Genomic DNA, 26,407 nt, shown 5'->3' with positions numbered 1-26,407 from the left:
TAAGGGGATTATTACATTTTATTTGAGACATCTTTTTTCCTAATAATATTAAGATCTTGTTTCTGATATTGCAGTTCTTACCTTTTCAAATGATGTTTTAGCTTTGTGAGAGTTTAATATCATTAAGTTTACGTATAAGGCATCTATAATACTTAGTTGCGCAATTCTTGAAGCAAGTGCTTCTGGTCGATATTCTGTTTCTTCGGAAGATGTGTAAAGTGAGACATCAACATTTTGACTTAAAGGTGATTTTGGAAAACCTGTAATTCCAATTGTTTTGGTACCGTTTTCATTTAATACTTGCAAAATACGAAGGATGTCTTTATTTGATCCTGAGTGTGAGATAACGATTGCCACATCTTCCTTTGTCAATTGAGAAGCTGACATCAACTGAAAGTGAGAGTCTGTGTACGAGTTCGCTTTAATTCCTGTACGAATAAATTTATGGAAGGCATCCATTGCAATAACAGATGAGCCACCTACACCGTATAATTCAACTTTATTTGCTTTTAATATAAGATTTACTGCTTTTTTAATTGATGCACCATCTAAAATTTGTGCAGTATTCTCAAGTGTTCGAATATTAGATTGAAATATTTTATTTGCTATTGTTATTTCATCGTCTTTTTCATTAATTTCCTCGTGGATTTGTTGAATCGGCGTCATAATTTCAGTTGCTAATGCAATTTTAAGCGCTTGGTATCCTTTAAATCCAATCCTTTTACAAAATCTAAAAACAGTTGCATCAGCAACGTTTAAGTCTTCGGCTACTTCTGTAATCGTACTGTGAATAATATGCTTTGGGTTTTGTAAAATATAATCAGCGATCTTTTTTTCTTTATCACTTAATCGCGCATAATAAGAACGAATTTTACCTAAGCTGTTCGTTTGTTCCATATTCTTTACACCTTTCCTAAGAGAATTGATTTTTAGAATAAATAAATTTTTAATATAGTATTAAATTGAAATTATTTGTATTTTAAAGATTTAGAAAAGCATTATTATTTGCTTAATAATTATTATATAGGAAAAAAGAGTTTTTTTTAATAATAATATGAAAACCCTTTCTTGTGAAAATTATTTCGTATATATTAATTTTTGTCAAAAAAATTTTTTTCACACATGTTTAGTATAGCAAATTTTCAAATTAAGTGGGTTAAGTGATGAAAAAGAGTCAATAAAGGAATTTTATTTATGGTTTAATTAAGGAAGCTGAAAATTAACATAGTAGATTGAATAGGTCTTTGGAAATGAGTAAAAAATAATAAATTAGTCTTTAAGATAGGATTTGATTTTCGAATCCTATCTTTTTTTTAGTTAAATTGTATTGAGTTTGAAAGGGGATATCCTAGTATTAGGTAAAAATCATTAATTGTTTTTTCCTTAAAAGGATATTAAAATTTAGTAAAGAATACTTAGATAAATATGTTTATAGAGATAGAGGAGGGTGCATATGATTGAGGGGGAAATCATAAAGTTTTATCGTGAAAAAATGGGGTTAACTCAAGCTATGCTTGGAGAAGGTATATGTACGACTACTCATGTAAGTAAAATTGAAAGAGGTAAGACGGCTTATTCACCTGATATTATTGCTTTATTTTCAGATCGTTTAGGAATCAATATTAATCAAGAAGTCCAATCTTTTTATAATTTAGAGAAAAAATTACATCTATGGCATGATGCATTAATCATGAAAAAAGAAGCCCAAATAGAAGAATGTAAAGCAGAACTTGAACAAATGCCCTTTATTGACTATTCACAATATGCAACCCACTATAATTTACTAAGAGCAAGGTATTATTTTCATTATCAAAATTTAGATATGGTTAAGCAAATACTTACATATGTGAAAAAAGAATTTAGTGATTTAGCTCCTTACGAGAAAAATTTATTCTATCATCTTCAAGGTATGTACTATATATCGAACTATACTAGCCTAAGTAGTGAAGACCATCAAAAGGCAATTAAAGTATTAAAGATGATTAATATTGATGAGTATCGAAATGAAGAATATTATCACCATCTAGCAATTGCCTATCATTTTGGAAGTTCAAAAATCTTAGCGTATAAATATGCCGAAATGGCACTTAAGTTTTTTCAGAAGACGAACAACTATTTATTCGCAATTAGTTCCGAAAGCCTTATGCTATTGCAGTACGGTAGTGAATTAGAAATGAATTTTAGTGAAGTTGTAGAGCGCTATAAAGATTTGATTCATAACTGTGAAGTATTAGGAGATCGCGAACGAAAGGCCATTTTATTGAATAATCTCGGAGTGAAATACTTTAAGCGAGAAGAGTATGAAACTGCATTGTATTATTTTGAGGAAAGTATTAATGAAACCGAAAATAAAAAATCAATTAATTATTTAAGACGTTTGTGCAATTATTTAGAGACATGTACGGAAGGCACACTACTCGAAAAAGAGATACTTCTTAGTGTGATGAAAAGAGCATTAGCATTAGCAAAAATGTTAAAAAGCCCAGTACATATTACATTGATTAAACTATTTAAGCTTAAGGCCGAGGGGGCCCGTGAAAAATTTTATCAATATCTATCGGATGAGGCACTCCCATTTTTTTATTCTACTAATAATAAATTTTATATCGAACAGTTTGGTAAGAAATTATATAAATACTATATAGAGATCAAAGAGTATCAAAAAGCTGCCGAGTTATATGAGTCAATTGAACATACATTTGTTAGCATGTAAAAAAATGAGGGTGTCCCAAAAGTCTAACTTTATATGGGTACCCTTTTTTGGTGAACTGCAAATAAAATCTGAGAATCGCAATTAAAATTAGTAAAACTGCAATTAAAATTAGAGAATCGCAATTAAAATTGCCAAAACTGTAATTAAATCCAAGAAAATCGCAAATAAAGTTAGTAACTACCCATACCGGGTTGGGTATTAAGACCCCGATGATGTATAATAGTAGATCATTTAAAATGGAAAAATAGCTAATGTAATCTAATTCTTACTGTATCGAATAAACTCTTCTTAATAGAGAGACGTATCTCAATTACAAATGAAAATTACTGCCAGAGATACCCCACTACTTTGATTAACATGGCTAAGAACTTTATAAATAATTGTTCCAGAAGCGTTTAGGAGGCATCCCGTGTCAGTAAGCTGACATTTGAGATGGCTCCATTTTTTTGTCTTTTTAGAAATTTATTTCATTGTAATTGGCTAATAAATTAATAGATTGAATTGAAATTGCATGAAATTGGTTTATTCAGAAGGGGAATTATGTTGTAATTTGTCGATTTACTTAAAGAGTTTTTGGTAAACGTTGATAAATCAAGGTTTGTTATAACCCAATTGCTTAAATATAGAAAATTCTCAATAATATAATTAATAGAAAAAAACGACAAATGTCATTCTATTTTGTTGATTACTAGAAGAAGTTGTCAAAAAAACTTAATTCTAGTAATTAACGTAAAAGGCAAACTAAGAAGAAAAATGAACTGGAGGAAGAAAAATGGGGGAAAAGAGAGAAAAAAGTAAAGTTCTAAAAAGTTTTACTGTTTTAGCTTTATCATCTAGTTTTATTTTAGGTTCTCTTGGACAAGTAACAAATGTATCAAATGCAGCAAGTCCAAGTAAGGCAGAAGATATTTTGGCAAGTTTAAGTTCAGAACAAAGAGCAGCTCTTAAGCAGCTTTCTACTAGTGAAGATTCTGGGCTACAAGTTTCCTCAGATATTAATTTGGACTCTACTGAACAAACGAATGTCATTGTAGAGTTTGCTAATAAACCAGTTAAGGTCGCTCAAATTGAAGCGAGTGTTGAAGGTAAACCATTAACAACAACTGATGCACAAAAATTAATTGATCAAGACCATGCTACTTTTACAAAAGATATAGGGGAAGTTTTAACAAATACAAAAAGTAAAAAGGTAGATTATAAAATTAATCGTTCATTTAAACATGCATTCAATGGTGTTTCGATAACACTACCAGCAAATCAAATTAAGAATCTATTAAAATCAAAAGCAGTAAAAACAGTTTGGAGTAATGAGAAATTCTCAATTGATCCGCCTGCAAAAAATCAAGAAAACGAACAATTAAAAGCAGACGAGTTTAATGTTGCAAACTATTCTCCATATGATCAGCTAGATCGTCTACATGCAGAAGGCTATACAGGTAAAGGGATTAAAATTGGTATTTTAGATACAGGTATGGATTATAACCATCCAGATTTAAAAGATGCATATAAAGGCGGATATGATTTTGTCGATAATGATAATGATCCGATGGAAACAACATATGAGGATTGGAAGAAATCAGGACAACCGGAAGTAAACGGTTCTACTTATTATACTGAACATGGTACACATGTTGCAGGAATTATCGGTGGGCGTGGAGTAGCTGATAGTGAGTATTCATCTGTTGGTGCTGCACCAGAAGCAGATCTTTATTCTTATCGTGTATTAGGTCCATATGGTAGCGGAACAAGTGAAGGAATTATTGCAGGAATTGATAGAGCAGTGAAAGATGGCATGGATGTTATTAACATGTCACTTGGAGCATCATTGAATGATCCACTTTATGCTACTTCTATCGCTGTAAACAACGCAGTATTAAGTGGGGTAACGACAGTCGTTGCAGCTGGCAATGATGGAGACAAAATGTATACATTAGGTTCGCCAGGATCAGCTGCTTTAGCTTTAACAGTTGGAGCTTCATCTGTTGCAATTGATATTTATCAATATGCAGGTGTACTAAATGGTGAAAATTACAATCTAAGACAATTAACGAAAAACTATAAAGATGATTTATCAGCTTTAAAAGAGAAATCGGTTCAACTAGTCGATGTAGGACTTGGAGATCAAGCTGGTTATAAAAATAAAGATGTAAAAGGAAAATTTGTATTCATGAACCGAGGAGTTTATACATTAGACTCTAAAGTTGCATATGCCAAAGCTCAAGGTGCTGTGGGTGTTATCATGGCTAACGATGAAGCAAACAAGGCAGAGGGAGCAATTCAGACATTCCTTGGTGAATCAATGAATGCGATCCCTTCATTCTCAGTTTCATTTGAAGAGGGTTCAGTAATTTCTGCAGCATTAAAAGATGGAAAATCAGAGTTCACATTTGGTGATTTCAAGAAAATCCAAACAGTATCTGATGAATTAGCAGGGTTTAGTTCAAGAGGTCCTTCACGAATCAATTATGATATCAAACCGGAAGTCACAGCACCAGGAGTATCAATACTAGCAACCGTTCCATTTTATGTAAATGATAAAAACGTTGACGGCTCAAAACCTGAAGATTATAAATATGCTTATGCACGACTATCAGGTACTTCAATGGCTACTCCTTATGTTGCTGGTGTATCAGCATTAATACTTCAATCAAATAAAGATCTCGAGCCAGCAGATGTAAAATCTATTTTAATGAATACAGCTGATCCATTAGCAAAGGATTATAGTGTATTTGAGATAGGAAGCGGTCGAGTTGATGCATATGAAGCAATCCATTCAAATGTAGAATTCCAAGTAGTAGATCAAACACCGACAATCATTAATGGAAAACAAAAAACAATCAAAGAATTAACCGGTGGATTTAGTTTTGGTTCAATTGGATTTGATAACAAAGATATTACAGAATCTCGCAATGTTACATTGAAAAATAGAAGTGAAAAAGCGAAAACATTTAATGTAAATGTAAAATTCCAAACGGGCACTAGAGGGTCTTTAGATGCGGCTAAAAATAATGTAACATTAACTGGTCCTACTTCAGTAAAGTTAAATGGAGTTAGTTCTAAATCAATCAAGTTTAGCCTAAACATTCCAAAAACAGCTGAAAAAGGCACATATGAAGGGTATATTGTATTTACAAATAATGCAGATCCTACTGAAGAATACCAAATTCCATTTGGTGGACGTGTTGTTAATGAAGGAATCGATTTCTTTAAAGCTGACCCATTGTTTTCAACTGATACAAGCTGGCCAGCAAATTCATTTCCATTTCTTGGGTTTGAATTCTCATTAAAATCTCACATGAAGACATTGGATGTTCTTTTATCTGATCCAAAGACAGGTGAAGATCTAGGTTTAGTTGGATCATTTACACCAATCACTTTAAATGATAATCAGTCGTATTTTATTGGAAGAGGATTTAATTCGATTTACTATCCATTTACAGGAGATTCGAAAAATCCAATTAGCAATGAACCAAGCTTTGCGCAACCAGGTCATTATCAATTAAAGATGGTTGGAACAAATGAAAATGGAAAAACGTTCACAAAAGTTTCTGATTTCATTTACGATTTAGCCCCACCAACTATGACGTCTAATTTTGACTCTTTAGACCAAAAGGTAATTGAATATAATGATAAACAGTTTGATTCAAATGGAGAATTTTTATACGACTTTAATATTAATCTAAATGACCCTGAAACAGATCAAGCAAATAAATTAGGTTTAGATGTAGATCAATCAAGCAACTCAGTTGTTTCGTTTTATAATAGTCCATTTCCTGCAAATCCAATTAAAACAGATAAAAATGGAAACTATAGTGACCAAATTCTAGTGAGAAAACAATCTGCACCATTGGAAGTTTCGTTCTATGGTATTGATGCAGCAAAAAACTTTACTTCTAACGCAACTAATAAGTTAAGCGTCGCATTTGTGGATCGAAATTTACCGTACTACTATTTAAAAGCAGATAAAAACCTTCTTAAGACTGGTGAAGCTGTAAATTACACTGTTCGTTCGAACAATGTGAAAAATTTAAAGACAACTAAAATTACAATGAGAAATTATAATTATGCTTCAATTGAGAATGTAGTTGTAAATGATGCAGTTAAAAAGTATGGTGAAGCAGAGGTTAGTGTAAATACTACACCAACGAGTCATACATTTACATTTACATATTTTGGAGATAAAGCATTACCGGAAGATTTACCATTATTTAATTTTGACCTTAAAACAGATAACAAGTATCTTAATGAAAGTCCTTACTGGTTTGATATGAATGCAACAACAATAGATCAAGCAAATGTTGAGACAAAAGATATCTACACTTATATGGAAAGATATAAAATAAAGCCAACTGTTTCGAGAATAAGAGGTGTATTACAAGTTGAAGGTGGCTTAGATCCGGTTACAGGTGGAACGAATTATGCAATTGATCTAAGTAAAGCCAATGCAAAAGTAACAGTTGCTTCGTACGATGGAAAAACAGTTACTCAAGCACCAATTACAGACAAATATGGTTCATATGATGTTGATGGGATAAAAGCTGATAAAAATGCCTATACATTAACAGTGGATGTACCTGGGCACTTTACGATGAACCAACGAGTTGTTTTATCATATGAAATTCGTGGAGAAACTGTGGGTAAATTGTATAAATATAGTTTAGCAACTGCTGCAGCTGGAGATGTTAATAAAGATGATGTAATCGATGTTTTAGATGCATTAGCTGTACAAACTTATTGGGGTACTAATAAAGCTACAGCAGACTTTAACTTTGATAAAGTAGTAGATAAAAAGGATATGGACTTTGTTGTTCGAAACTTTGGATTACAAAATCCTACTGTTGATAATGCGCCAAAACCAAAAACTACTTATAAAGGTGCAACTTTAGATAGTATTTTAAAAGAGTTAGGTTTAGACAAATAATAAAAGATTTAGATTAGGGAAGCCAGTTATTCTGGCTTCCCTTTTTAAGGTTGTAGAAAGAAGTTGTGAAGTGCAAATAAAATAGTCAAAACTTCAATTAAAAAAGCGAAATCTGCAATTAAAATAATCAAATCTGCAAATAAAATCGGTGGAACTGCAATAAAGCCATTCATATTAAATAAATTGAGTGAAATAGCATGGATCAGTAAAAAGATAAATTGCCCATAAACAGAAGTAAAGTCCAAAGAAACAATCGAAAAGCACAAACTGAGAAGTCAAAATAGCCTCGCGTAGACTGCCCCTAAAACGTTCACTTTCTTCTTTGCTCATTACCTTTTAAAGCAAACTCCCCCATCACTCTGTAGTTACTTTTCATCAAAAAAATGTGTTGATTATTGACTATTTTTATGAAAAGCAGACTTAATAAATGATGAATTAAAAATATTCTAAAATAGTTTTATCGTGTTCAATAAGTAAAAAAAGCTATCATTTCGGGGTTTATTTAGAACTATTAAAGTTTAATTAAAAATAGTAAGCGTTTTCAAAGGGCTGGCTAATTCTTTTAAAATGATAGAAAAATTGGGTTATTTCGATTGTTTTTCACGGGTGAATTCAGAGGAATTTTGTCGAATGTAGAGAGGAAGAATTTAAAACTTTGGTAAATTAGGGGAGGGATAACCCAATTGACCGAAAATTGGAAAAAAATGATAATAAATGTAGAAAGTAAATTTGATGTAAAGAGGTATGTATGAAGATAAAAAGTAGCTTACTATTTTATAAATCATAGAACTTCATTGAATTTTACTTTAGATAAATAAAAGCCAGGAGGAAGAAGAATGGGGAAAAGAGTAAAGAAAAGTAAGTTTGTATCAGGCTTTACCGTATTAGCTCTATCATCTAGTGTTGTTGTTGCACCGATTGCACATGTAACAAATGTTTCAAAGGCAGCAGGGAAAACGAAGACAGAAACAATACTTGCAAATTTAACTTCCCAGCAACGAGCTGCTTTAAAACAAATTTCAACGAATGAATCGACAGGGCTTCAAATCTCATCAGACATAGATCAAACAACTACAAAACAAACCTCAGTTATTGTAGAGTTTGCAAATAAACCTGCGAAGGTGGCCAAAATTGAGGCGCAAGTAGAAGGTAAATCATTAACTGAGACACAAGCAGGGAAATTAGTTGATCAAGATCATGCTACTTTTACTGCAGAAGTGGGACAAGTTCTTAAAGATGAAAATAATAAAAAGGTAGATTTTAAAATTAAACATTCATATAAAAATGCCTTTAATGGCGTTTCAATGAGTCTACCAGCAAATCAAATTAAGAATCTATTAAAATCAAAAGCAGTTAAAACTGTTTGGAGTAACGAGAAGTTCACTATTGACCCTCCAAAGGAATCAGATAAGAATAGCGAGTTAAAAGCAGACGAGTCTAAAGTAGCAAACTATACGCCATATGACGGCTTGGATAAGCTACATGCTGAAGGCTATACAGGAAAGGGCATTAAAGTTGGTATTCTTGATACAGGTATCGATTACAACCACCCAGATTTAAAAGGCGCTTTCAAAGGTGGATATGATTTTGTAGATAATGATAATGATCCAATGGAGACTACATATGCTGATTGGGTAAAAGCTGGTAAACCAGGTTCTGCAAATGGTGCTGATTATTATACTGAGCATGGTACACACGTAGCAGGTATCATTGGTGGACGTGGTGCTTCAGATAGTGAATACAAACAGGTGGGTGCAGCACCAGAAGCTGATATTTATTCATATCGTGTACTTGGACCTGGTGGGGTTGGAACAAGCGAAGCTATTATCGCTGGTCTTGATAAAGCAGTAAAAGATGGCATGGATGTTATTAATATGTCATTAGGTGCGTCGTTAAATGATCCACTTTATGCAACTTCTATCGCGGTTAACAATGCTGTATTAAGTGGTGTAACGACTGTCGTAGCTGCAGGAAATGATGGAGACAAAATGGACACATTAGGTTCACCGGGAGCGGCTGCATTAGCATTAACTGTCGGAGCTTCATCTGTTGCAATTGATCTTTATCAATTTAACGGAACACAGGATGGAAACAAATACAACTTTAGACAATTAGCTCAAAACTACTCCGATAATTTAACGACATTAAAAGGTAAAACCTATCAACTTGTTGATGTAGGTTTAGCAAATCCATCTGATTTTACAGGAAAAGATTTAAAAGGCAAGATTGCTTACATTCAACGTGGAACGATTGCTTTAATTGATAAAATTAAAAATGCAAAAGCAGCTGGCGCTGTAGGTGTATTAATGGCTAATAATATTGATAACCAAAGTGAAGGAGCAATCCAAGCATTTTTAGGTGAGTCGGTCGATGCTATTCCTTCATTCTCAGTATCATATGAAGCGGGATTAAAAATCACAGCAGCGGTTAAAGCAGGTAGAAATGAAGTTTCTTTTGGTGATTATACTAACCTACAAACAGCTTCAGATGAATTAGCGACGTTTAGTTCAAGGGGACCATCACGTGTAAACTATGATATCAAGCCAGAAGTGACTGCTCCGGGTGTTTCAATTCTTTCAAGTGTACCATTTTATGTAAATAATAAAACAGGCGATGGATCAAAGCCTGAAGATTATAAGTATGCATATGAGCGTATGTCTGGAACATCAATGGCAACACCATATGTAGCAGGTGTATCTGCCCTATTACTTCAATCAAATAAAGACTTACAACCAGAAGATATAAAATCAATCTTAATGAATACTGCTGATCCATTATCAAAAGCTTATAGTGTATTTGAAGTAGGTAGTGGACGTGTAGATGCATATGAAGCAATTCATTCAAATGTAGAATTAGAAGTGGTTGATAAAACACCAACGATCGTAAACGGCAAAGAAAAATTAATTAATGAGTTAACAGGTGGGATGAGCTTTGGTTCATACGGATTTGATAATAATGATATTGCAGATTCTCGTAGTGTTACTTTAAAGAATCGTAGTGAAAAAACAAAAACATTTAGTGTTGACGTGAAATATCAAACTGGATTAAGAGGATCTAAGGATGCAGCTTCGAATAATGTTACACTTTCAGGACCTACATCAGTGAAGTTAAATGGAATTAGTTCAAAATCAATTAAGTTTAATTTAAACATTCCAAAAACTGCTGAAAAAGGAACTTATGAAGGGTATGTTACATTCACGAATACTCAGGATTCAACTGAGCAATATCAAATTCCGTTTGGTGTTCGTGTAGTTGAAGAGGGGATCCAATCATTTAATTTAATCAATCCACTTTATTCAAATAAAATTACGAATCCAACTTATGCGTACCCATTTATTGATGGAAGTGTTTCTATAAAAACACATATGAAATCATTAGATGTTGTCGTACAGGATCCAACAACTGGTCAAGATTTAGGTATTATTGGTTCATTTAATACTTCAGTAATAAAAGAAGGTGTCGTTTACAATATCGGTAGACTTGTTGGCGGATATTACTTCCCATATACTGGAGATGCGAAAAACCCAATTAGCAGTAAATATGAATTAATTAAACCAGGACATTACAAATTAAGACTAGTTGGTGTGAGTGAAAGTGGAAAAACATTTGCTGAAGCTAGAGACTTTATGCTGGAATATGCTGTTCCGAATATGACTTCAAGCTTTGACAAGTTAGATCAAAAGGTTATCGAGTATAGTGATAGTCAACTAGATAAAAATGGACAAATGTTATACGACTTCAACATTAACGTAAATGATCCAGAAATTGAAGAAGCGAAAAAATACGGTATTAAAGCTGATCAATCAGATAACACAATTGTTTATACTTATAATTCTTTCTTCCCATCATTACCTATTAACGTAGATAAAAATGGGGATTATACGGATCAAATTTTAGTTGATAGTAAATATTCTGTATTACCATTAACATTCTATGGAATGGATGCAGCGCTAAATCCAACTGCTCAAATTAGAATTTCTTTTGTAAAAAATACAACTCCGTATTACTACTTAAAAGCGAATAAGCAAAATATCGTACCTGGTGATACTGTAAACTACTCAGTAAAAGCAAATAATATTAGTAACTTAAAAACTACTAAATTAACGCTTCAATTGAATAATAATCAAGGAATCATTGACAATATTCTAGTAAATGATGAAGTTAAAAAATATGGGGATGCACAAGTTACAGTAAAAACATCTCCTACTACTTGGGATTATATTACGCAATATGACTTTACTTTTACTTACTCAGGTTCTGCTAAGTTACCAGAAGACACTCAATTATTTAATTTCGATATTAAAACATTAGTTAAATCATTTACAACAGGTTCAGCAATTAACTTCTCAGGTAACGGTACATCTACAATTGATACATCAAATGTTGAAACGAAAAATGTCTACACTTATATTGAAGGTTACAATGTAAAACCAACAGTTTCAAAACTGTCAGGTACACTTCAAGTAGAAGGTGCAAAAAATCCTTTAACAGGTGAAACAAACTATGCGATCGATCAAAGTAAATTAGGTGCGAAAATTACATTAACATCTTATGATGGTAAAACTGTTTTACAAGCACCAATCACATCAAAACAAGGTGATTATGCATTCGATGGTGTGAAATTAGACAGTAAACCTTATACATTATCAGTTGATGTACCAGGTCACTTTACAATGAATCAAACAATGGATAATTTATTTGATAATATCCGTGGTGATTTAATCGGTAAGCAATTGCGCTATTTATTGGATGTGGCTCCTGCTGGTGATGCAAATAAAGATGATGTAATCGACGTACTCGATGCATTAGCTGTACAAACTTACTGGGGTACAAACAAAGCATCTGCTGACTTCAATTTTGATAAAGTAGTTGATGCAAAAGATATGGATTATGTAGTTAAGAACTTTGGATTACAAAATTCAACAGTTCCAAATCCTCCTAAAGCTAAAAAATCATATAAAGGTGCTACATTAGATAGTATCTTAACAGAGTTAGGATTAAACAAGTAATAAAGTGTAAAAGATTTTATAAGAATTTTAAGCAGCCTTCTCCGGATTATTTTATAGGAGAAGGCTTTTTATTTTAGTTCATTGGTAAATTTATACATAATAAAATTCACTTCAGGTTAATTTAAAGAAATAAAGGATTTGTAGGGAGACTTTTTATGAATAAAAAGTTTATATATTCAACTCATATTTATATCTTGATTATTATGTCTACCGGATTTATGTTGCATGTGTTTATCGTTCCAGGTATTTTGACATCTACTCATAGAGATTCATGGGTAACGGTTGTTGCTAGTATTCTCCCTTTCGTGATTTGGACAACTTTAGTTTTTTATTTGTATAAAACGCTTAAAAATGAAGATATTTTATCTGTGATGTTTAAAGTATTGTATAAACCGATAGCGTACATACTATCCACCATCTTTGTTGCCTACTTTTTATTATCAGCTTTTGTTACCTTTCGATTTACCCTTATTTGGGCAAATACAAATTATACCCAAGATATTCCGGATATTATTGTAGCGTTTCTAATTTTAATGATCTGCTTTTATGCGGCATTTAAAGGAATTCGTACTATTGGTACGATTGCATTTTTGATTTTACCACCAGTTGTTCTGTTTGGTTTTTTAGTCGGTATAGGGAACGATAAGAACAAAAATTATAGTTTACTATTTCCTATTTTCGAAAAAGGATATCATGATTTTTTTCATGGTTTTGTATATACTTGCTCAGGATTTTTTGAAATCATTTTCATATTATTCTTAAATTCCTTTTTAAAAGATAAAGTAAAAGTAAAATGGTTAATGATTGTAAGTTTTATATTATTAATGTTAATCCTAGGGCCACTGACAGGAGCGATTATGGAGTTTGGACCTGTTGAGGCAGAAAAAATGAGAAATCCAGTTTATGAACAATGGAAACTTCTAACGTTAGGAATGAATATTACTAGATTGGATTTTTTATCAATTTTTCAGTGGTTGTCAGGTGCATTTATTCGGATCAGTTTAAATCTATATATTGTAAATTACATCATCAATTATAGTGGAAGAAAAAAGTGGAGTTTACCAGTAATGTCCCTTTTTTTATTAGTAGCAGTAATGATTCCCTGGAATGCATCGTCATTTTATAACTTTTTACAATACTACTATTTTCCAATAAATTTAATCTTTTTATTGTGTACCATGCTAATATTTTTAGTTATTTCAAAATTAAAAGGTGATTCAGCATGACTAAAGATTCGACAACTTTAGAAAACCTTAATTTATTAAAATTTATGGAGTCTTTTAATCATTCATCGGATATAGATTTCAGAACGAAATCATATAAGGAAGGAGAAGACTCGCATTTTGTCATTATAATGTTTTGTCCAAATTTGATTGACACTCAATTTAGTAATCAAATCATTAATGATATCTTTAATGTGATTAAGAAAGAAGAGAAATTCAATTTTGAGTTATTAAGTAACTTAGTCGAGACTAAAACGTTGAAAGAAATATCAAATATTAAAAAGGAAGTTGAAGAAAATTTATTTTCTGGAGATTTAGTCATATTTAGTTCGTATTTAAATGATGTATTCTTTATACAAGTAGCGAATCCACCAAAACGAAATCCAGAAGAATCTAATTTAGAAAATTCAATTCGTGGCCCAAGAGATGGATTTGTAGAAAATATTTCCGATAATATGGCATTAATTCGTCAAAGGCTTAAGACCTCTACATTAAAAAGTGTCGAATTTACAATCGGTGAACGAAGTCGAACGAAAGTTCTATTAGTTTATATGGAAGATATTATTAATCCTTCGATTCTATCTGATGCAAAGCAACGACTTAACTCAATAAAAAAAGACGTAATTGTAAGTAGCTATGAAATTGAGGAGGCACTATATGATCAACCATTTTCAATTTTTCCACTAATAGATAATATAGGTAGACCCGATTTCGTTGTACAATCAATAAATCAAGGAAGATTTGCCATAATTGTTGATGGTAATCCAACATGTTTATTAGGACCAACCAATTTAAATCAACTTGTTTATTCACCTGAAGATATACATGCGAGCTTTTATTATATTAACGTAGTTAGATATCTTAGAATTATTGCTATTGCAACAACCATTTTCCTACCGGGATTTTATATTGCATTAGTGACATTTCATATAGATCAAATACCTTATCAATTACTTGCCACGATTGGTATGGCTAGGAATGGACTACCATTTTCAGCACCATTAGAAGCCTGTTTAATGCTAGCATTTTTTGAATTATTTAAAGAAGCTGGGATACGCTTGCCGAAAGCAGTAGGACAAACTGTAGCTGTTTTAGGAGGACTATTCATTGGTGATGCCGCGATACGCGCAGGATTAACATCACCTTCTATGCTTGTCGTAATAGCTTTAACTGTTATTTCAGGCTATACATTAATTAATCAAAATATATCAGGAAATATTGTAATCCTACGCTTTTTTGTTTTATTTTTATCGTCTATTTTAGGGTTGATTGGCTTTTTTACTGGCTTTTTTCTAATTAGTACGATGATTGTTTCGTTAGAAAGCTTTGGTCAACCGTATATAACTTTATTATCAGTTCCGAAACTATCTGACTTCTTAAATGTAGTTTTTAAGTTGCCGCAAAAGTATAAGAAGACAAGACATCAAGCTTTCAATCCAATTGATAAAGACCGTCAAAAGGAGTGATGTATAGGATGAAAAAATTACTAATCATCATACAGATGGTCTTTTATTTATTCACTTTAACAGGATGCTGGGGAGAGCGAACGATTATTGATCAAACTTTGGTGACGAGTTTTGGAATTGACTATAAGGACAATCAGTATATTGTAACAATTCAAGCGCTTAACTTTTCGAATATAGCGAAGCAAGAAAGCGGGGCATTACAAGTACCTGCTCCTCCATTAATCGGTCAAGCAACAGGAAAAAGTATACAGTCAGCATTTACTAAATTGGAATCAAAATCACCAATACCTTTATATTTTGGTCATGTTAACAGTGTCATCTTAAGTAAATCGGTAATAGAAAAAAAAATGAAAGATGTCAATTCATTTATTAGCGGAAGACCGTTATTAAGATACACAATGTGGTTCTATGGTACCGAGTTGGAAATTAAAGAAATCTTGTTAAGTCAAAGTTTTTTTAATTTACCCTTTTTATATACAGTAGTGAATAACCCTGCTGAAAAGAGCAGAGGTAGCCTAATTCTTTTAAGTATGCAATTTCATAACTTTATTTCAAGATATACTCAGCCAGTAGGAACAGTATTGATACCATCACTAGATATTGAAGATAAGAATTTTAATGAGCAAAAAGAGGATAAGATAGCCTATATTAATGGCGCATATGTAATCTCGCAGCAAAAATATAAAGGTCAAGTAAAATTAAAAGATATAAAATCACTGGATTATTTGCAGCAAAAAAATTATAATTTGCCACTAATACTAGAAAAAGATAAATTGAATATAGAAATTAGAAGCTCAAATGGTTCAGTTAAAGTCATAAAAGGTGGTAAGAAGCCAAAGTATATTATAAATATAAAAACAAATGTAGCTATTGTACAGAACGAAAATAATTTAAGTAGAAAGAAAATTGCTTCTAAAATCAGAAATAAAATGAAAACAGAAATTATAAAGACAATGAAAAAAGGAGAAGAGCTTCATGCCGATCTCTTAAATATTTCGGAAAAGCCTTATCGATTTAATCGAAAAGAATGGGATTTAAGGGCCTTGAATGATGTTGATACTAATTCGATAAAAGATATAAAAGTAAATGTGCATATTATAGGAAGTAAAGTTTATAAAAGATGAAAGTTGTTTTGAATTGAGAAGAGCGAAAAGGAAGGTTAATTTTTATTAAAGAGACCTTCTTTTTTATGCTCATTTTTATTAAAAATGAATTATGATAGAAATGAACTGAATAAAAGGAGTAGGATTATGAATGAAAGAGTAAAAGATAATTGGTTTCCAGGTCGTTGGTTAGGTGGGACCTCTCTAATATTAGGGCCAATTTTTATGCTTACAGGTGTCATTTTAAGAAGTAGATTTCATTTCTTCTTTCCGGATCAACTTGAAGCATACAAAGCTCATCCAACTTTACTATTTTTATCTTATAGTTTCTTTATTGCTGGGAATGTCTTATTGTGGCCAGCAGTTATCTCACTTTGTAGATTAATCAGTATAAAAAAGCCAAATTGGGCAGTATGGGGAGGAAGTTTTGCGATATTTGGCCTTTTTGCTCGTACTTTTCATGCAGGAATTGATCATCTAGCTTTTCAGCTTGTACGAATTCAAGGTGTTGATTCTACAACAAAAGTAATGGCGCAATCTTACGGAGCGTTTCATATATTCCATAGCCTATCCCCATTAATTATGTTTGGTTGGATTATTTTAGCCATTGGTTCATATCGAGCTAGAGTAATGGGGTTAATTCGCTCTATAATGTTAGGACTTATGAGTTCACTACCACTAGGCGTACTAAAAGGTACAACTCCATTTTCAATTGTAGCTACATTGGCACTTTGCATTGCACTTGTACCACTTGGGTTAAGAGTTTTAAAAGATGGTTCGAGACCTAGTATGAAGAAAATAATTGGTTCAGTTATATTAATAATCATTTTGTTAGTTGGTTTATTTGTACTTGGAGAGTTAGGATAATTAGGACAAGATATTGCGGTCCTTTAATTAGGTAAATTATTTTATACGTGGAGGTGAAGGCGTTGATTCTAATTATTGGTGGGGCTCGTAGTGGAAAGAGTTCCTATGCAGAAAGACGAATAAAGGAGTTACAAACAACCGCAAATGATGTAGTTTATATTGCTACAGCAATCCCGTTTGATGGAGATATGAATACAAGAATTAAAAGACATCAAGATGATCGTCCGAACAATTGGCATACCATTGAGCGCTATAAACATTTTAATCAACTAAAAACGCATGAAGAATTTATACAATCGAAGTATGTATTATTAGATTGTATGACAGTTATGGTGACAAATTTAATGTTTGATCATTATACTGATGTTGATTTTGAAACGATTAATAACGAGCAAATAAACAAGCTAGAGTTAGATATAGAAGTTGTAGTGAACGAGTTGATTGACATGTGTGATCAGTATAGTAAGACATTAATAATTGTAACGAACGAGGTAGGATATGGGCTAGTTCCATCTTATCGATTAGGCAGGATTTTTAGAGATATTGCTGGGCGTATAAATCAAAAAATTGCTGCAAGAGCAGAAGAAGTTATACTCGTTACAGCTGGTATACCATTAAGAATAAAGTAGGAGTACCAATATGAATCGATTTAAAATGATCCTCAGTTTTTTTTCAACCATCCCGGTTAAAAATTATGATTTTATTGAAGCCGAACTAGGAAAAGGAATTAGATTGGTTCCATTAATAGGTGTGTTATTTGGTTTAATACTTGTTAGTTTGAATACTGGAATTTCATTAGTCTTGGACAAAGAAGCCAATGCATTTCTTATTCTATTAGTCTATTTATTCTTAACAGGTGGATTACATTTTGATGGAGTAGCTGACACGTCAGATGGAATTTTTAGTTATCGTTCAAAAGAAAGAATACTAGAAATTATGAAAGATAGTCGCATTGGCGCATTTGGGGTTATTTCCTTAATTGTTTTATTTTTAGGAGATTGGTTATTTTTATCCAAGAGTTCAACATTTGCTATTTTTTTATTTCCGATAATTGGAAGATGCATTGCCTTATTCACATGTAGCATAAGTACTTATGCTAGAAATGAAGGATTTGGAAGTCAATTTATAATCGAAGCTAAAAAATCTAATTCATTATTTGTTCTAATTGCATACGTGATACTCATTTGTGTAAGTAGTGTATTAATTAATGAAATAGCTATTATTATTGGGATATGTGTCACGTTTATTTTTATTATTTTTGTAACGAAAAAAATCAATCAAAAACTTGATGGAATTACAGGAGATGTAATTGGATTTACAATTGAAGTTTCCCAATTATGCTTTTTAATTTTTACTGTTATAGGTGAGAGATTAGTATGAGAATATTTTTAATTAGACATACAGAAAGCATTGGAAATAGACAAAAGGTTTATGCAGGAATGACTGATTTTGATTTAACAGAAAAAGGCTTAAGTCAAATAGGTAGTGTGATAACCCAGTTTACGAAAATGATTGAGCCTACTTCACGCTATTCTTTGTATTCTAGTCCACTTCGTAGATGCACTTTATTAAGTGATGCGATTGAAGATTTAATAGGAGAATCGAAAATAGTTGATCATCGGATACAAGAGACAAATTTTGGGCTATTTGAAGGGAAAACATATACTGATCTTTTAAATGAAGTGCCTGAAGTTGTAGAAAAGTGGAATGAAGATTTGATTCATTTTCAAATTCCGAATGGGGAAAGCTTAAAACAGTGTGCAGAAAGAGTTAATACATTTTGTCATGACATTAGATCAAAAAACGAAGATGTAATAGTAATATCGCATGGAGGAATTATGAAGCTACTACTCTTAAATTTACTTCATTTAGATTTAAGTCATTTCTGGAAATTTTATACGAGTAATGGATGTATTATTGAAATTGAGTATAACGACGGTTTTGGATTTTTGAAAAATATCATTCAACTAAATTAAGAGGATGGATAAACTTGAACACAAAAAGAATTGTTTTACTTTCATTATTTATCGCATTAAGTGCAGTACTGTCTAATATAAAAATAGTCTATTCTATTGCATTTGATTCATTGCCAGCTTTTCTTGCTGCTATGATGATTTCACCGATTGCCGGCGGTATTGTAGGGGCACTAGGTCATCTTCTTACAGCAATTACTTCAGGTTTTCCATTTACAGTACCAGTGCATCTATTCATCGCAATACAAATGCTTGTGATTGTTTGGATGTTTGGCGTATTATTTAAAAAAATGAATCAATACTTAGCAATGGTCGTGGCAATTATTTTAAATGGTCCAGTGGCAACTTTATTAAGTGGACTATTAATTGCTTTTTTGAATCATTCGTTTACAGTAAAGACTATTAGTAGTTTTTTTATCTTAATGGTTGTGCCATTGACTTTAGCTTCAGCGGCAAATATTGTTTTAGCATTTATACTTCAAAAGGTGATGAAACGTGCAAATTTCAAAATATAGGGATTTAACTTTAATGCATATAGATGAGAATCGTTATTTTACAATTGCTTGTGATAGCTGCGGTGGAATAGGGATGAGTGAGCTTGATTTCATAAAAGTTGATGAAGAAATTGTAGGTTATTTAACTGCCAAATTATGTTTAGTTGAAACATTAGCATTTAGAGCTAAGCCTACTGTTTTAATTAATACTTTATGTGTAGAAATGAACGGCAGAGGTAAGCGAATAATAAACGGGATTGAAAAAGCAATTAAAGAATATAATAAAGCTAATTTTTATGAAGACAATTTAGAAATAAATATTACTGGTAGTACAGAAGAAAATATTCCTACAAAACAAACAGGTTTAGGAATTACTTTAATGGGTGAAATTTATAATCCGTTTAATAGAAAAGAAGCCATTTCAGGGGATCGTGTAATATTAATTGGTTATCCAAAAGTAGGAAATGAAGTATTAGAGGATTTAAATGAAAATAAAAACGAGATCATTAATTTTAATTCATTAAAGCAATTAACAAATTGCGAATATGTCTCGGATCTATTACCAATCGGTTCAAAAGGCGTTCAATATGAAATGAATCAGTTGATGGAAACAAATAATATCGATATAAATTTAGTAAATCAGTCTAGTATCCCATTACATAAATCAGCAGGTCCCGCGACATGTGCTCTAGCAATTATTAAAAAGGATGCGATTGAGAGATTAAAAAGGCAAATCTTACAGCCAATCACATTACTAGGTGAGATCGTTTAATGAATCGATTGAAATAAAAATATGGAGAAATAATATGGCAGAAGCTTTAAAAGATTTATATAACTACGATTTAATTTCAAAAATTGCAAACGAGATCAGTATTGTCTATACAGACTTTAATCGTGAAACATTTATGAATAAGGTTTTCAATGAAAGTTGGGAAGAAAAAACATTAAAGGAAAGAATGAGACATATTACGATTTGTTTGGGAGAGACACTTCCAAACAAATATGAAAAATCAATAGAGATTTTAAGTAGTATATTAGAGAACTTTCCAAAAGGCCAATTAAGTAGTATTTTTTTTCCTGATTTTGTTGAAGTGTACGGCTTAGATCATTGGGAAAAATCAATAGAATCCCTAGAATTATTCACAAAGCACTCAACTTCAGAATTTGCTGTTAGACCGTTCATTGTACAAGACCAAGAACGAATGATGACACAAATGCTAAAATGGTCTACTCATCCAGATGAACATGTAAGAAGACTTGCAAGTGAAGGATGCCGTCCAAAATTACCATGGGGGATGGTTCTAAAAAGTCTAAAAAAAGACCCGACTCCAATTCTACCTATTCTAGAAAACTTAAAGGAAGACGAGTCATTATATGTTCGCAAAAGTGTAGCGAATAATTTAAACGATATTTCTAAAGATCACCCAACTCTAGTATTAAAAATTGCGAAAGAATGGTCCGGTAAAAATCCCCATACTAATTGGATTATAAAGCATGCATGTAGAACATTATTAAAAAAAGGTAATATAGAAGCTTTAACGATTTTTGGTTTCCAAACGACAAAAGCAATCCATATAGACCAATTCCAATTACAATCAGACAAGATCGAAATTGGTGGAGACTTAAACTTTTCATTTACCATTCATAGTAACGAACCAACCACCACAAAACTTAGAATCGAATTCGCAATTGATTATGTAAAGTCAAAAGGTAACCGTACAAGAAAAATCTTTAAAATATCCGAAAACACAATTGAAAATGAAAAAACATTATCATACAACAAAAAACACTCATTCAAAAACTTATCAACAAGAAAACACTACCCAGGCCAACATAGCATCACAATACTGATCAATGGAGTGGAAAGTGGAAATTATGACTTTACGGTAAGCTAAAGAAGAGATTCCAATTTTTTTGGAATCTCTTTTTTAAAATGAATCTTTTCTACCACTTATCCCAGTCTCTTGTGCATCATCACATCTTCAGTTAATGGAGTAAAGCCAAGTTTTTCTTGTAACACACTCTTAGGAATTTGTGATTTAGTGATTGTAACTACTGAAACTTTTCGATTGATGTTTTCATTATGGATGATCGACATTATATCATAAAAATAAGGTATAGCTGCTTCAGTATAAGCAACAGCCAATATTTCTGAATACCCGGTATCTGGTCGTAATGTCATACCAAAATAGGCAATGACTTGATTTTCTAACTTACATTCAACTGCATAGTCAAATTCAATTGAGCTATAATACTCATTCATCATGGCAACTTGTTCGTTAGTAAGAATTTGTTGCTTCATTTTTAAATCTTTCCAAACATTAAATTGAAATTGATTTTTTATCTCATACGAAAATCCAGGAATACTTTGGAGCGTTTTTATAAGAAGTGGATAATACGCACCAACTATTTGCGTACGATTGGTAATGTTGAAGCCTTTTGATAAGAAATAGTCTATTTGTTTTGACCATTGTCCTCTAAATCGCTGTGCAAATAGTTTTCCACCGTATTCCTCACTAACAGCAAATTGATAAACTCTTTCAAACAACTCATCTCGCACAGTATCCTCATATTCAGGCAATACCCATGGATAACCTAATGAAACAAACTCTCCTTTACCAGAGAAACTCATATAACCTATAAGTTGATCACCGTCAAAAGCAAAGCATCTAGATTTTTCATTAAACTCAGATTGTTGTTCAAATAATTTTGGAGATAAAGTTGCTTTCCAAGCATATGGTAGAGATTCGGTCATCTTATTCCAAAAATCAAACTGCAAATCAAGATCTGTTGGACTCTCATAAAAACGATAATCTATAGTCATATCAATATCCTTTCCTAAATCGTACTAATTTTAATAGTATCAAATTCATTTGGATTTGAATCTTCAAGAATAGCTAATTTTACTAAAAAAAACCAGTAACATCTAAATAGGGCCAATTAAATAAATATCACATTAATTAAAGTATGATTATATAGTCATTCTGTTGCCTATAAAAAGAGCATTGAGCAAGAAGTTTAATTAGAGTCTGTACAGGGGCACTTTTTTTGTTTCACTTTTTTATTACTGAAGAATGGTCGTTTTTAATTAATAATTACATATTTATACTCCTTAAGTTAACGCTATAAAAATGACCTAATTTAGGAGGTGTACTATGCGAGCGGTTACTTATCAAGGGCATTATAATGTAAAAACGATTAAAGTAGATGATCCTAAAATTCAAGATAAAGATGATGTCATTATTAAAATTACTTCGACAGCAATTTGTGGTTCTGACCTTCACCTTTATCAAGGCAATTTTCCAATTAAAGAAGGCTATATTATTGGACATGAGCCGATGGGAATAGTCGAAGAAATTGGCCCGGGTGTTACTAATCTAAAAAAAGGGGATCGAGTTGTTATTCCATTTACTGTAGCATGTGGAACTTGTCCATATTGTAATCATGGAATGCAAAGCCAGTGTGATAACTCGAATCCTCATTATGATTCAGGTGGTTATTTAGGTTATACAGCAAAGTTTGGAGAATATCCAGGTGGACAAGCAGAGTATTTGAGGGTACCATTTGGCAACTATACACCGTTTAAAATACCAGAAAGCTGTGAGTTGGATGATGATCACCTACTCTTTATGTCAGATGTTTTATCTACTGCATTTTGGAGTGTTGAAAATGCAGGGGTCAAGGAACGAGATACAGTCATTGTATTAGGATGCGGTCCAATTGGATTAATGGCTCAGGAGTTTGCTTGGAAAAAAGGCGCAAAAAGAGTTATCGCAGTGGATTATATCGATTATGGAATAGAGCATTCAAAAAAGATGAATAAAACTGAGACCTATGATTTTTCGAAAGATCCAGATATGGGTGAAACCTTAAAGGAGATAACAAAAGGTGGAGCGGATGTTGTAATAGATTGTGTTGGTATGGATGGGAAGAAATCTCCGTTAGAATTCATTGAACAGAAAATGAAATTACAAGGTGGGACACTAGGACCAATTCAAATTGCTACAAAAGCTGTTAAAAAATGTGGAACTGTTCAAATCACAGGGGTTTACGGTGGGAACTATAATGCGTTTCCTTTAGGTGCATTTTTTAGTAGAAATATTAATATAAAAATGGGTCAAGCTCCGGCAAGACATTATATGCCATACTTATATGAACAAATTACAAGTGGAAATATTGATCCGACGAAAATTATTACTCACAAATTGTCTTTAGATGAAGCTGATCATGCTTATCATATTTTTAATGATAAAGAAGATAATTGTATTAAAGTGGTTTTGAAGCCATAAATAAAGGAGTTCATTAGTTTGAACTCCTTTAATTTTATCTAGAGAGATATTTTATTTTGCTTATAATCTAATTGTTTTGAATGCGACATTTTATAGGCCATCACTCCAAATAATACTCCTGCCAATCCTCTGAATATCGTTGAGATAATCATCGCTATATTCATACTGAATGATTCAAGTAAAAAAACACCAAATTGTGGAGCGATGAAGGCAACGATTGAAAGTAGGAAATTATAATTAGCAATATAGGAAGTGCGATGTTCTTCTTCAGTAGCTTCTAGTAAGCTATTAAATAATATTAAAACTGTACCGGATACAAAAAATCCTGATGTAAAGTTTACAATAAATAAGTATACATAATTTGTTGATAAAATATTTAAAATAGGTGCAGATGCCATTCCGATTGAAATCCATATTAATAATTGAGTATTACTATAACGGTTCGCCATCTTTGCCCACCAACGAAAACTAACGATTTGTGAAAGTTGGTTGCTTACAGTAAATAAACTAATCCAAAAAGCAGTTGCATGAGCAAATCTTATTTGATAAATCGAAAATAAAGACCATGCCATTTGCCACGCGAAGTTAAAAAATAGTGCACAAACTAAAAATGAGATATAGGGTTTATACTGAAAAAGATGTTTTGAAAAAGGAGAATAATGATTAGAAATTTCAATTTTTTGCTTCTCCTCTTTATGTTTTAATATATAAAAGAACTCAATCATTCCGAATATAAATGCGAATAAAAAAAGTAATTGATATGGAAGGGCACTTTTTGGGCTAATGGATTTCATACATATTCCTGCTACAAGCGTTACAATCATTCCTGTAAAGGTTAGTATTCTATTTCGATTGCCAAAAAATGTGTTTCGACGATCTGCTGGAATTAAATCACCAATAAATGCTTGCCAGCCTAAATTTAGAAATGTACCGGGAAAATTCATTATTGCAATTAAAATAACAAAAAACCATGCGATATGCTCTGATTTAACAAATGGAAGAAATACCATTATTAATAGAAAAAAACGAGTAAAGAAAATGGAGTAAGCAGTGAATTTTCTTTTTTCTTCTAACTTATTAACCATAAAAGCAGCTGGGAGCATTGCGGCCATTCCGACAATTGAAGGTAAGGAAGAAATTAAACCAACTTGATAATTGGTAGCACCTAAAATTGCAATAGCAAACAAAATAAAATAGTTATTTGATAAACTGATTGCGATTGTAGATGCAGCTCCATTTTTAATGCTCTGGGATTCATTATGTAGCACATCTTGTTTACTGTAAATCAACTGACGTTCCTTCTTCCTTTGTAATAATTTCCTAACTTTATACAAAATTCAAAATAGAATATTTGATTTTAAATTTTTAAATAATTCATTAGAACAATAGCATATTTATTCATTAAATACTATGTTTTAGAACTAAGTATTAATGTAAAATAATGGCTTTATCTCAAACAGAAATTTCCAAATATTAGCTATTAATTTCAGTGTTTAAAAATTGCTTTTTATAATAATTTTTAATAAAATAGAATAATCTGTCTGATGTAATAAGAATCATATTTTAAACATATTAAATATTGGAAAGAACATTTTTTAATAGTTAAGCCATACTAATATTAGAATTGACGTAAAAATAATTTATTTATTTCATCGTCAATTTTTTAATGCACTTTAAGAAAGTATAAGTTGGCAGCGATGATGAGTAGTCGACGTAGTAGCCAATTCTAAGAATAGGAATAAGTACACCGACGTTTCTGACTTCTCTTTATAGGCTGGCCAATCGACAAGTTTTCTTTATTTACATATGAACAATATAAGGCAAGGAGAAGAGACATATGTTTTCACCAGTTTACAAAGTAAATGATGATGGAGAAATTTACTTAAGTACAAAAGGTTTTTCAGTAACCTACGACCAATTTAAAGAGGATGAACAAGGGAACGCATATGTAATCGTAAAAAGTGATGAAGAACCTCTAATTAGAGTAAAACTACTTCTACATAATATTGGTAATGCAAAAACACCAGAATTAGAAGTAAAAAACAAATCTGGATTAGGTCAGGTGGAAATAAGATTACTTCGAGTAAAAATTAAAAAATTTAAAAATGGATGGGGAGCAAAAATTGCTTTATCAAATGGAGAAGTGACAATTAAAGGTGATATACCTAAACACGTCAAGATCCAAGTAGTTCGAAAAGTTAAGTTATCGTAATATTAAATTCGCTTAAAAAAATTATTATTTTAAATGCTTAATAAAAAGATTATTAATTTTTATAAATTGGACTTATTTATTTCATATTTTTAGAGATGTCTCGGTAGTCAACAGACTTGTACAGACATCTTTTTTTT

The 26,407-nt window shown here is 31.7% G+C and carries 18 protein-coding genes; 15 read left to right on the top strand and 3 right to left on the bottom strand.

Annotation, left to right across the window (positions count from 1 at the left end):
* Positions 1–48 precede the first annotated feature (48 nt).
* Positions 49–897, bottom strand: a complete 849-nt coding sequence (locus CN946_RS07230) for a MurR/RpiR family transcriptional regulator (protein ID WP_025672344.1) — start codon at positions 895–897, stop codon at positions 49–51.
* Positions 898–1,453: 556 nt separating this feature from the next.
* Between CN946_RS07230 and CN946_RS07225 the strand changes: the two genes are divergently transcribed.
* The 13 genes from CN946_RS07225 to CN946_RS07160 all read left to right on the top strand — a co-directional run bounded on the left by CN946_RS07225 (position 1,454) and on the right by CN946_RS07160 (position 21,664).
* Positions 1,454–2,713, top strand: coding sequence for a helix-turn-helix domain-containing protein (locus tag CN946_RS07225; protein ID WP_098860525.1), 1,260 nt, complete (start codon positions 1,454–1,456; stop codon positions 2,711–2,713).
* A gap of 772 nt (positions 2,714–3,485) precedes the next feature.
* Positions 3,486–7,634, top strand: a complete 4,149-nt coding sequence (locus CN946_RS07220; protein ID WP_098860524.1) for a S8 family serine peptidase — start codon at positions 3,486–3,488, stop codon at positions 7,632–7,634.
* 836 nt (positions 7,635–8,470) lie between these two features.
* A complete protein-coding gene (locus CN946_RS07210; RefSeq protein ID WP_098860523.1) occupies positions 8,471–12,643 on the top strand; it encodes a S8 family serine peptidase in 4,173 nt (1,390 codons plus the stop codon).
* A gap of 155 nt (positions 12,644–12,798) precedes the next feature.
* Complete coding sequence (locus CN946_RS07205) at positions 12,799–13,869, top strand: GerAB/ArcD/ProY family transporter (protein WP_098860522.1); 1,071 nt, start codon at positions 12,799–12,801, stop codon at positions 13,867–13,869.
* Positions 13,866–15,332 (top strand): spore germination protein, encoded by a 1,467-nt coding sequence (locus tag CN946_RS07200; protein ID WP_098860521.1) that lies wholly within the window; start codon positions 13,866–13,868, stop codon positions 15,330–15,332. The genes CN946_RS07205 and CN946_RS07200 overlap by 4 nt, the downstream gene beginning before the upstream one ends.
* An 8-nt stretch (positions 15,333–15,340) precedes the next feature.
* The gene (locus CN946_RS07195) at positions 15,341–16,456 is read left to right on the top strand and encodes a Ger(x)C family spore germination protein (RefSeq protein WP_176547242.1); all 1,116 of its coding nucleotides are present in this window, start codon (positions 15,341–15,343) and stop codon (positions 16,454–16,456) included.
* Positions 16,457–16,582: 126 nt separating this feature from the next.
* Positions 16,583–17,302: a hypothetical protein gene (locus tag CN946_RS07190; protein WP_286133854.1), complete on the top strand. Its 720-nt coding sequence runs from the start codon at positions 16,583–16,585 to the stop codon at positions 17,300–17,302.
* A 62-nt stretch (positions 17,303–17,364) separates the two neighbouring features.
* Positions 17,365–17,931 carry a bifunctional adenosylcobinamide kinase/adenosylcobinamide-phosphate guanylyltransferase gene (gene cobU, locus CN946_RS07185; RefSeq protein WP_218012646.1) on the top strand — a complete coding sequence of 189 codons (567 nt, stop codon included), beginning with the start codon at positions 17,365–17,367 and terminating at the stop codon, positions 17,929–17,931.
* Between the two features lie 10 nt (positions 17,932–17,941).
* Positions 17,942–18,682, top strand: a complete 741-nt coding sequence (cobS, locus tag CN946_RS07180) for an adenosylcobinamide-GDP ribazoletransferase (protein ID WP_098860519.1) — start codon at positions 17,942–17,944, stop codon at positions 18,680–18,682.
* Positions 18,679–19,278: a histidine phosphatase family protein gene (locus CN946_RS07175; protein ID WP_098860518.1), complete on the top strand. Its 600-nt coding sequence runs from the start codon at positions 18,679–18,681 to the stop codon at positions 19,276–19,278. Before cobS ends, CN946_RS07175 begins: the two co-directional genes overlap by 4 nt.
* 14 nt (positions 19,279–19,292) lie before the next feature.
* Positions 19,293–19,790, top strand: a complete 498-nt coding sequence (locus tag CN946_RS07170; RefSeq protein ID WP_218012645.1) for an ECF transporter S component — start codon at positions 19,293–19,295, stop codon at positions 19,788–19,790.
* Positions 19,771–20,541, top strand: a complete 771-nt coding sequence (locus CN946_RS07165) for a hypothetical protein (RefSeq protein WP_098860516.1) — start codon at positions 19,771–19,773, stop codon at positions 20,539–20,541. Before CN946_RS07170 ends, CN946_RS07165 begins: the two co-directional genes overlap by 20 nt.
* 34 nt (positions 20,542–20,575) lie before the next feature.
* Positions 20,576–21,664 carry a DNA alkylation repair protein gene (locus CN946_RS07160; RefSeq protein ID WP_098860515.1) on the top strand — a complete coding sequence of 363 codons (1,089 nt, stop codon included), beginning with the start codon at positions 20,576–20,578 and terminating at the stop codon, positions 21,662–21,664.
* 56 nt (positions 21,665–21,720) lie between these two features.
* Here the strand turns inward: CN946_RS07160 and CN946_RS07155 are convergent, their stop codons facing one another.
* A complete protein-coding gene (locus CN946_RS07155; RefSeq protein ID WP_098860514.1) occupies positions 21,721–22,593 on the bottom strand; it encodes a hypothetical protein in 873 nt (290 codons plus the stop codon).
* A 331-nt stretch (positions 22,594–22,924) separates the two neighbouring features.
* On the opposite strand from CN946_RS07155, the gene CN946_RS07150 reads away from it, so the two are divergent.
* The gene (locus tag CN946_RS07150) at positions 22,925–24,058 is read left to right on the top strand and encodes a zinc-dependent alcohol dehydrogenase (RefSeq protein ID WP_098860513.1); all 1,134 of its coding nucleotides are present in this window, start codon (positions 22,925–22,927) and stop codon (positions 24,056–24,058) included.
* A gap of 38 nt (positions 24,059–24,096) precedes the next feature.
* Here the strand turns inward: CN946_RS07150 and CN946_RS07145 are convergent, their stop codons facing one another.
* Positions 24,097–25,347: an MFS transporter gene (locus tag CN946_RS07145; protein ID WP_286133853.1), complete on the bottom strand. Its 1,251-nt coding sequence runs from the start codon at positions 25,345–25,347 to the stop codon at positions 24,097–24,099.
* Positions 25,348–25,895: 548 nt separating this feature from the next.
* Between CN946_RS07145 and CN946_RS07140 the strand changes: the two genes are divergently transcribed.
* Entirely contained in the window at positions 25,896–26,270 is a 375-nt protein-coding gene (locus CN946_RS07140) for a hypothetical protein (RefSeq protein WP_056471423.1), read from the top strand.
* The last annotated feature ends 137 nt before the right edge of the window (positions 26,271–26,407 follow it).

This window comes from Bacillus sp. AFS053548, from assembly GCF_002575105.1.
GTDB lineage: Bacteria > Bacillota > Bacilli > Bacillales > Bacillaceae_G > Gottfriedia.
Note: the sequence above shows the minus strand (reverse complement) of the source record. Positions and strands in the feature narration are given on the sequence as shown.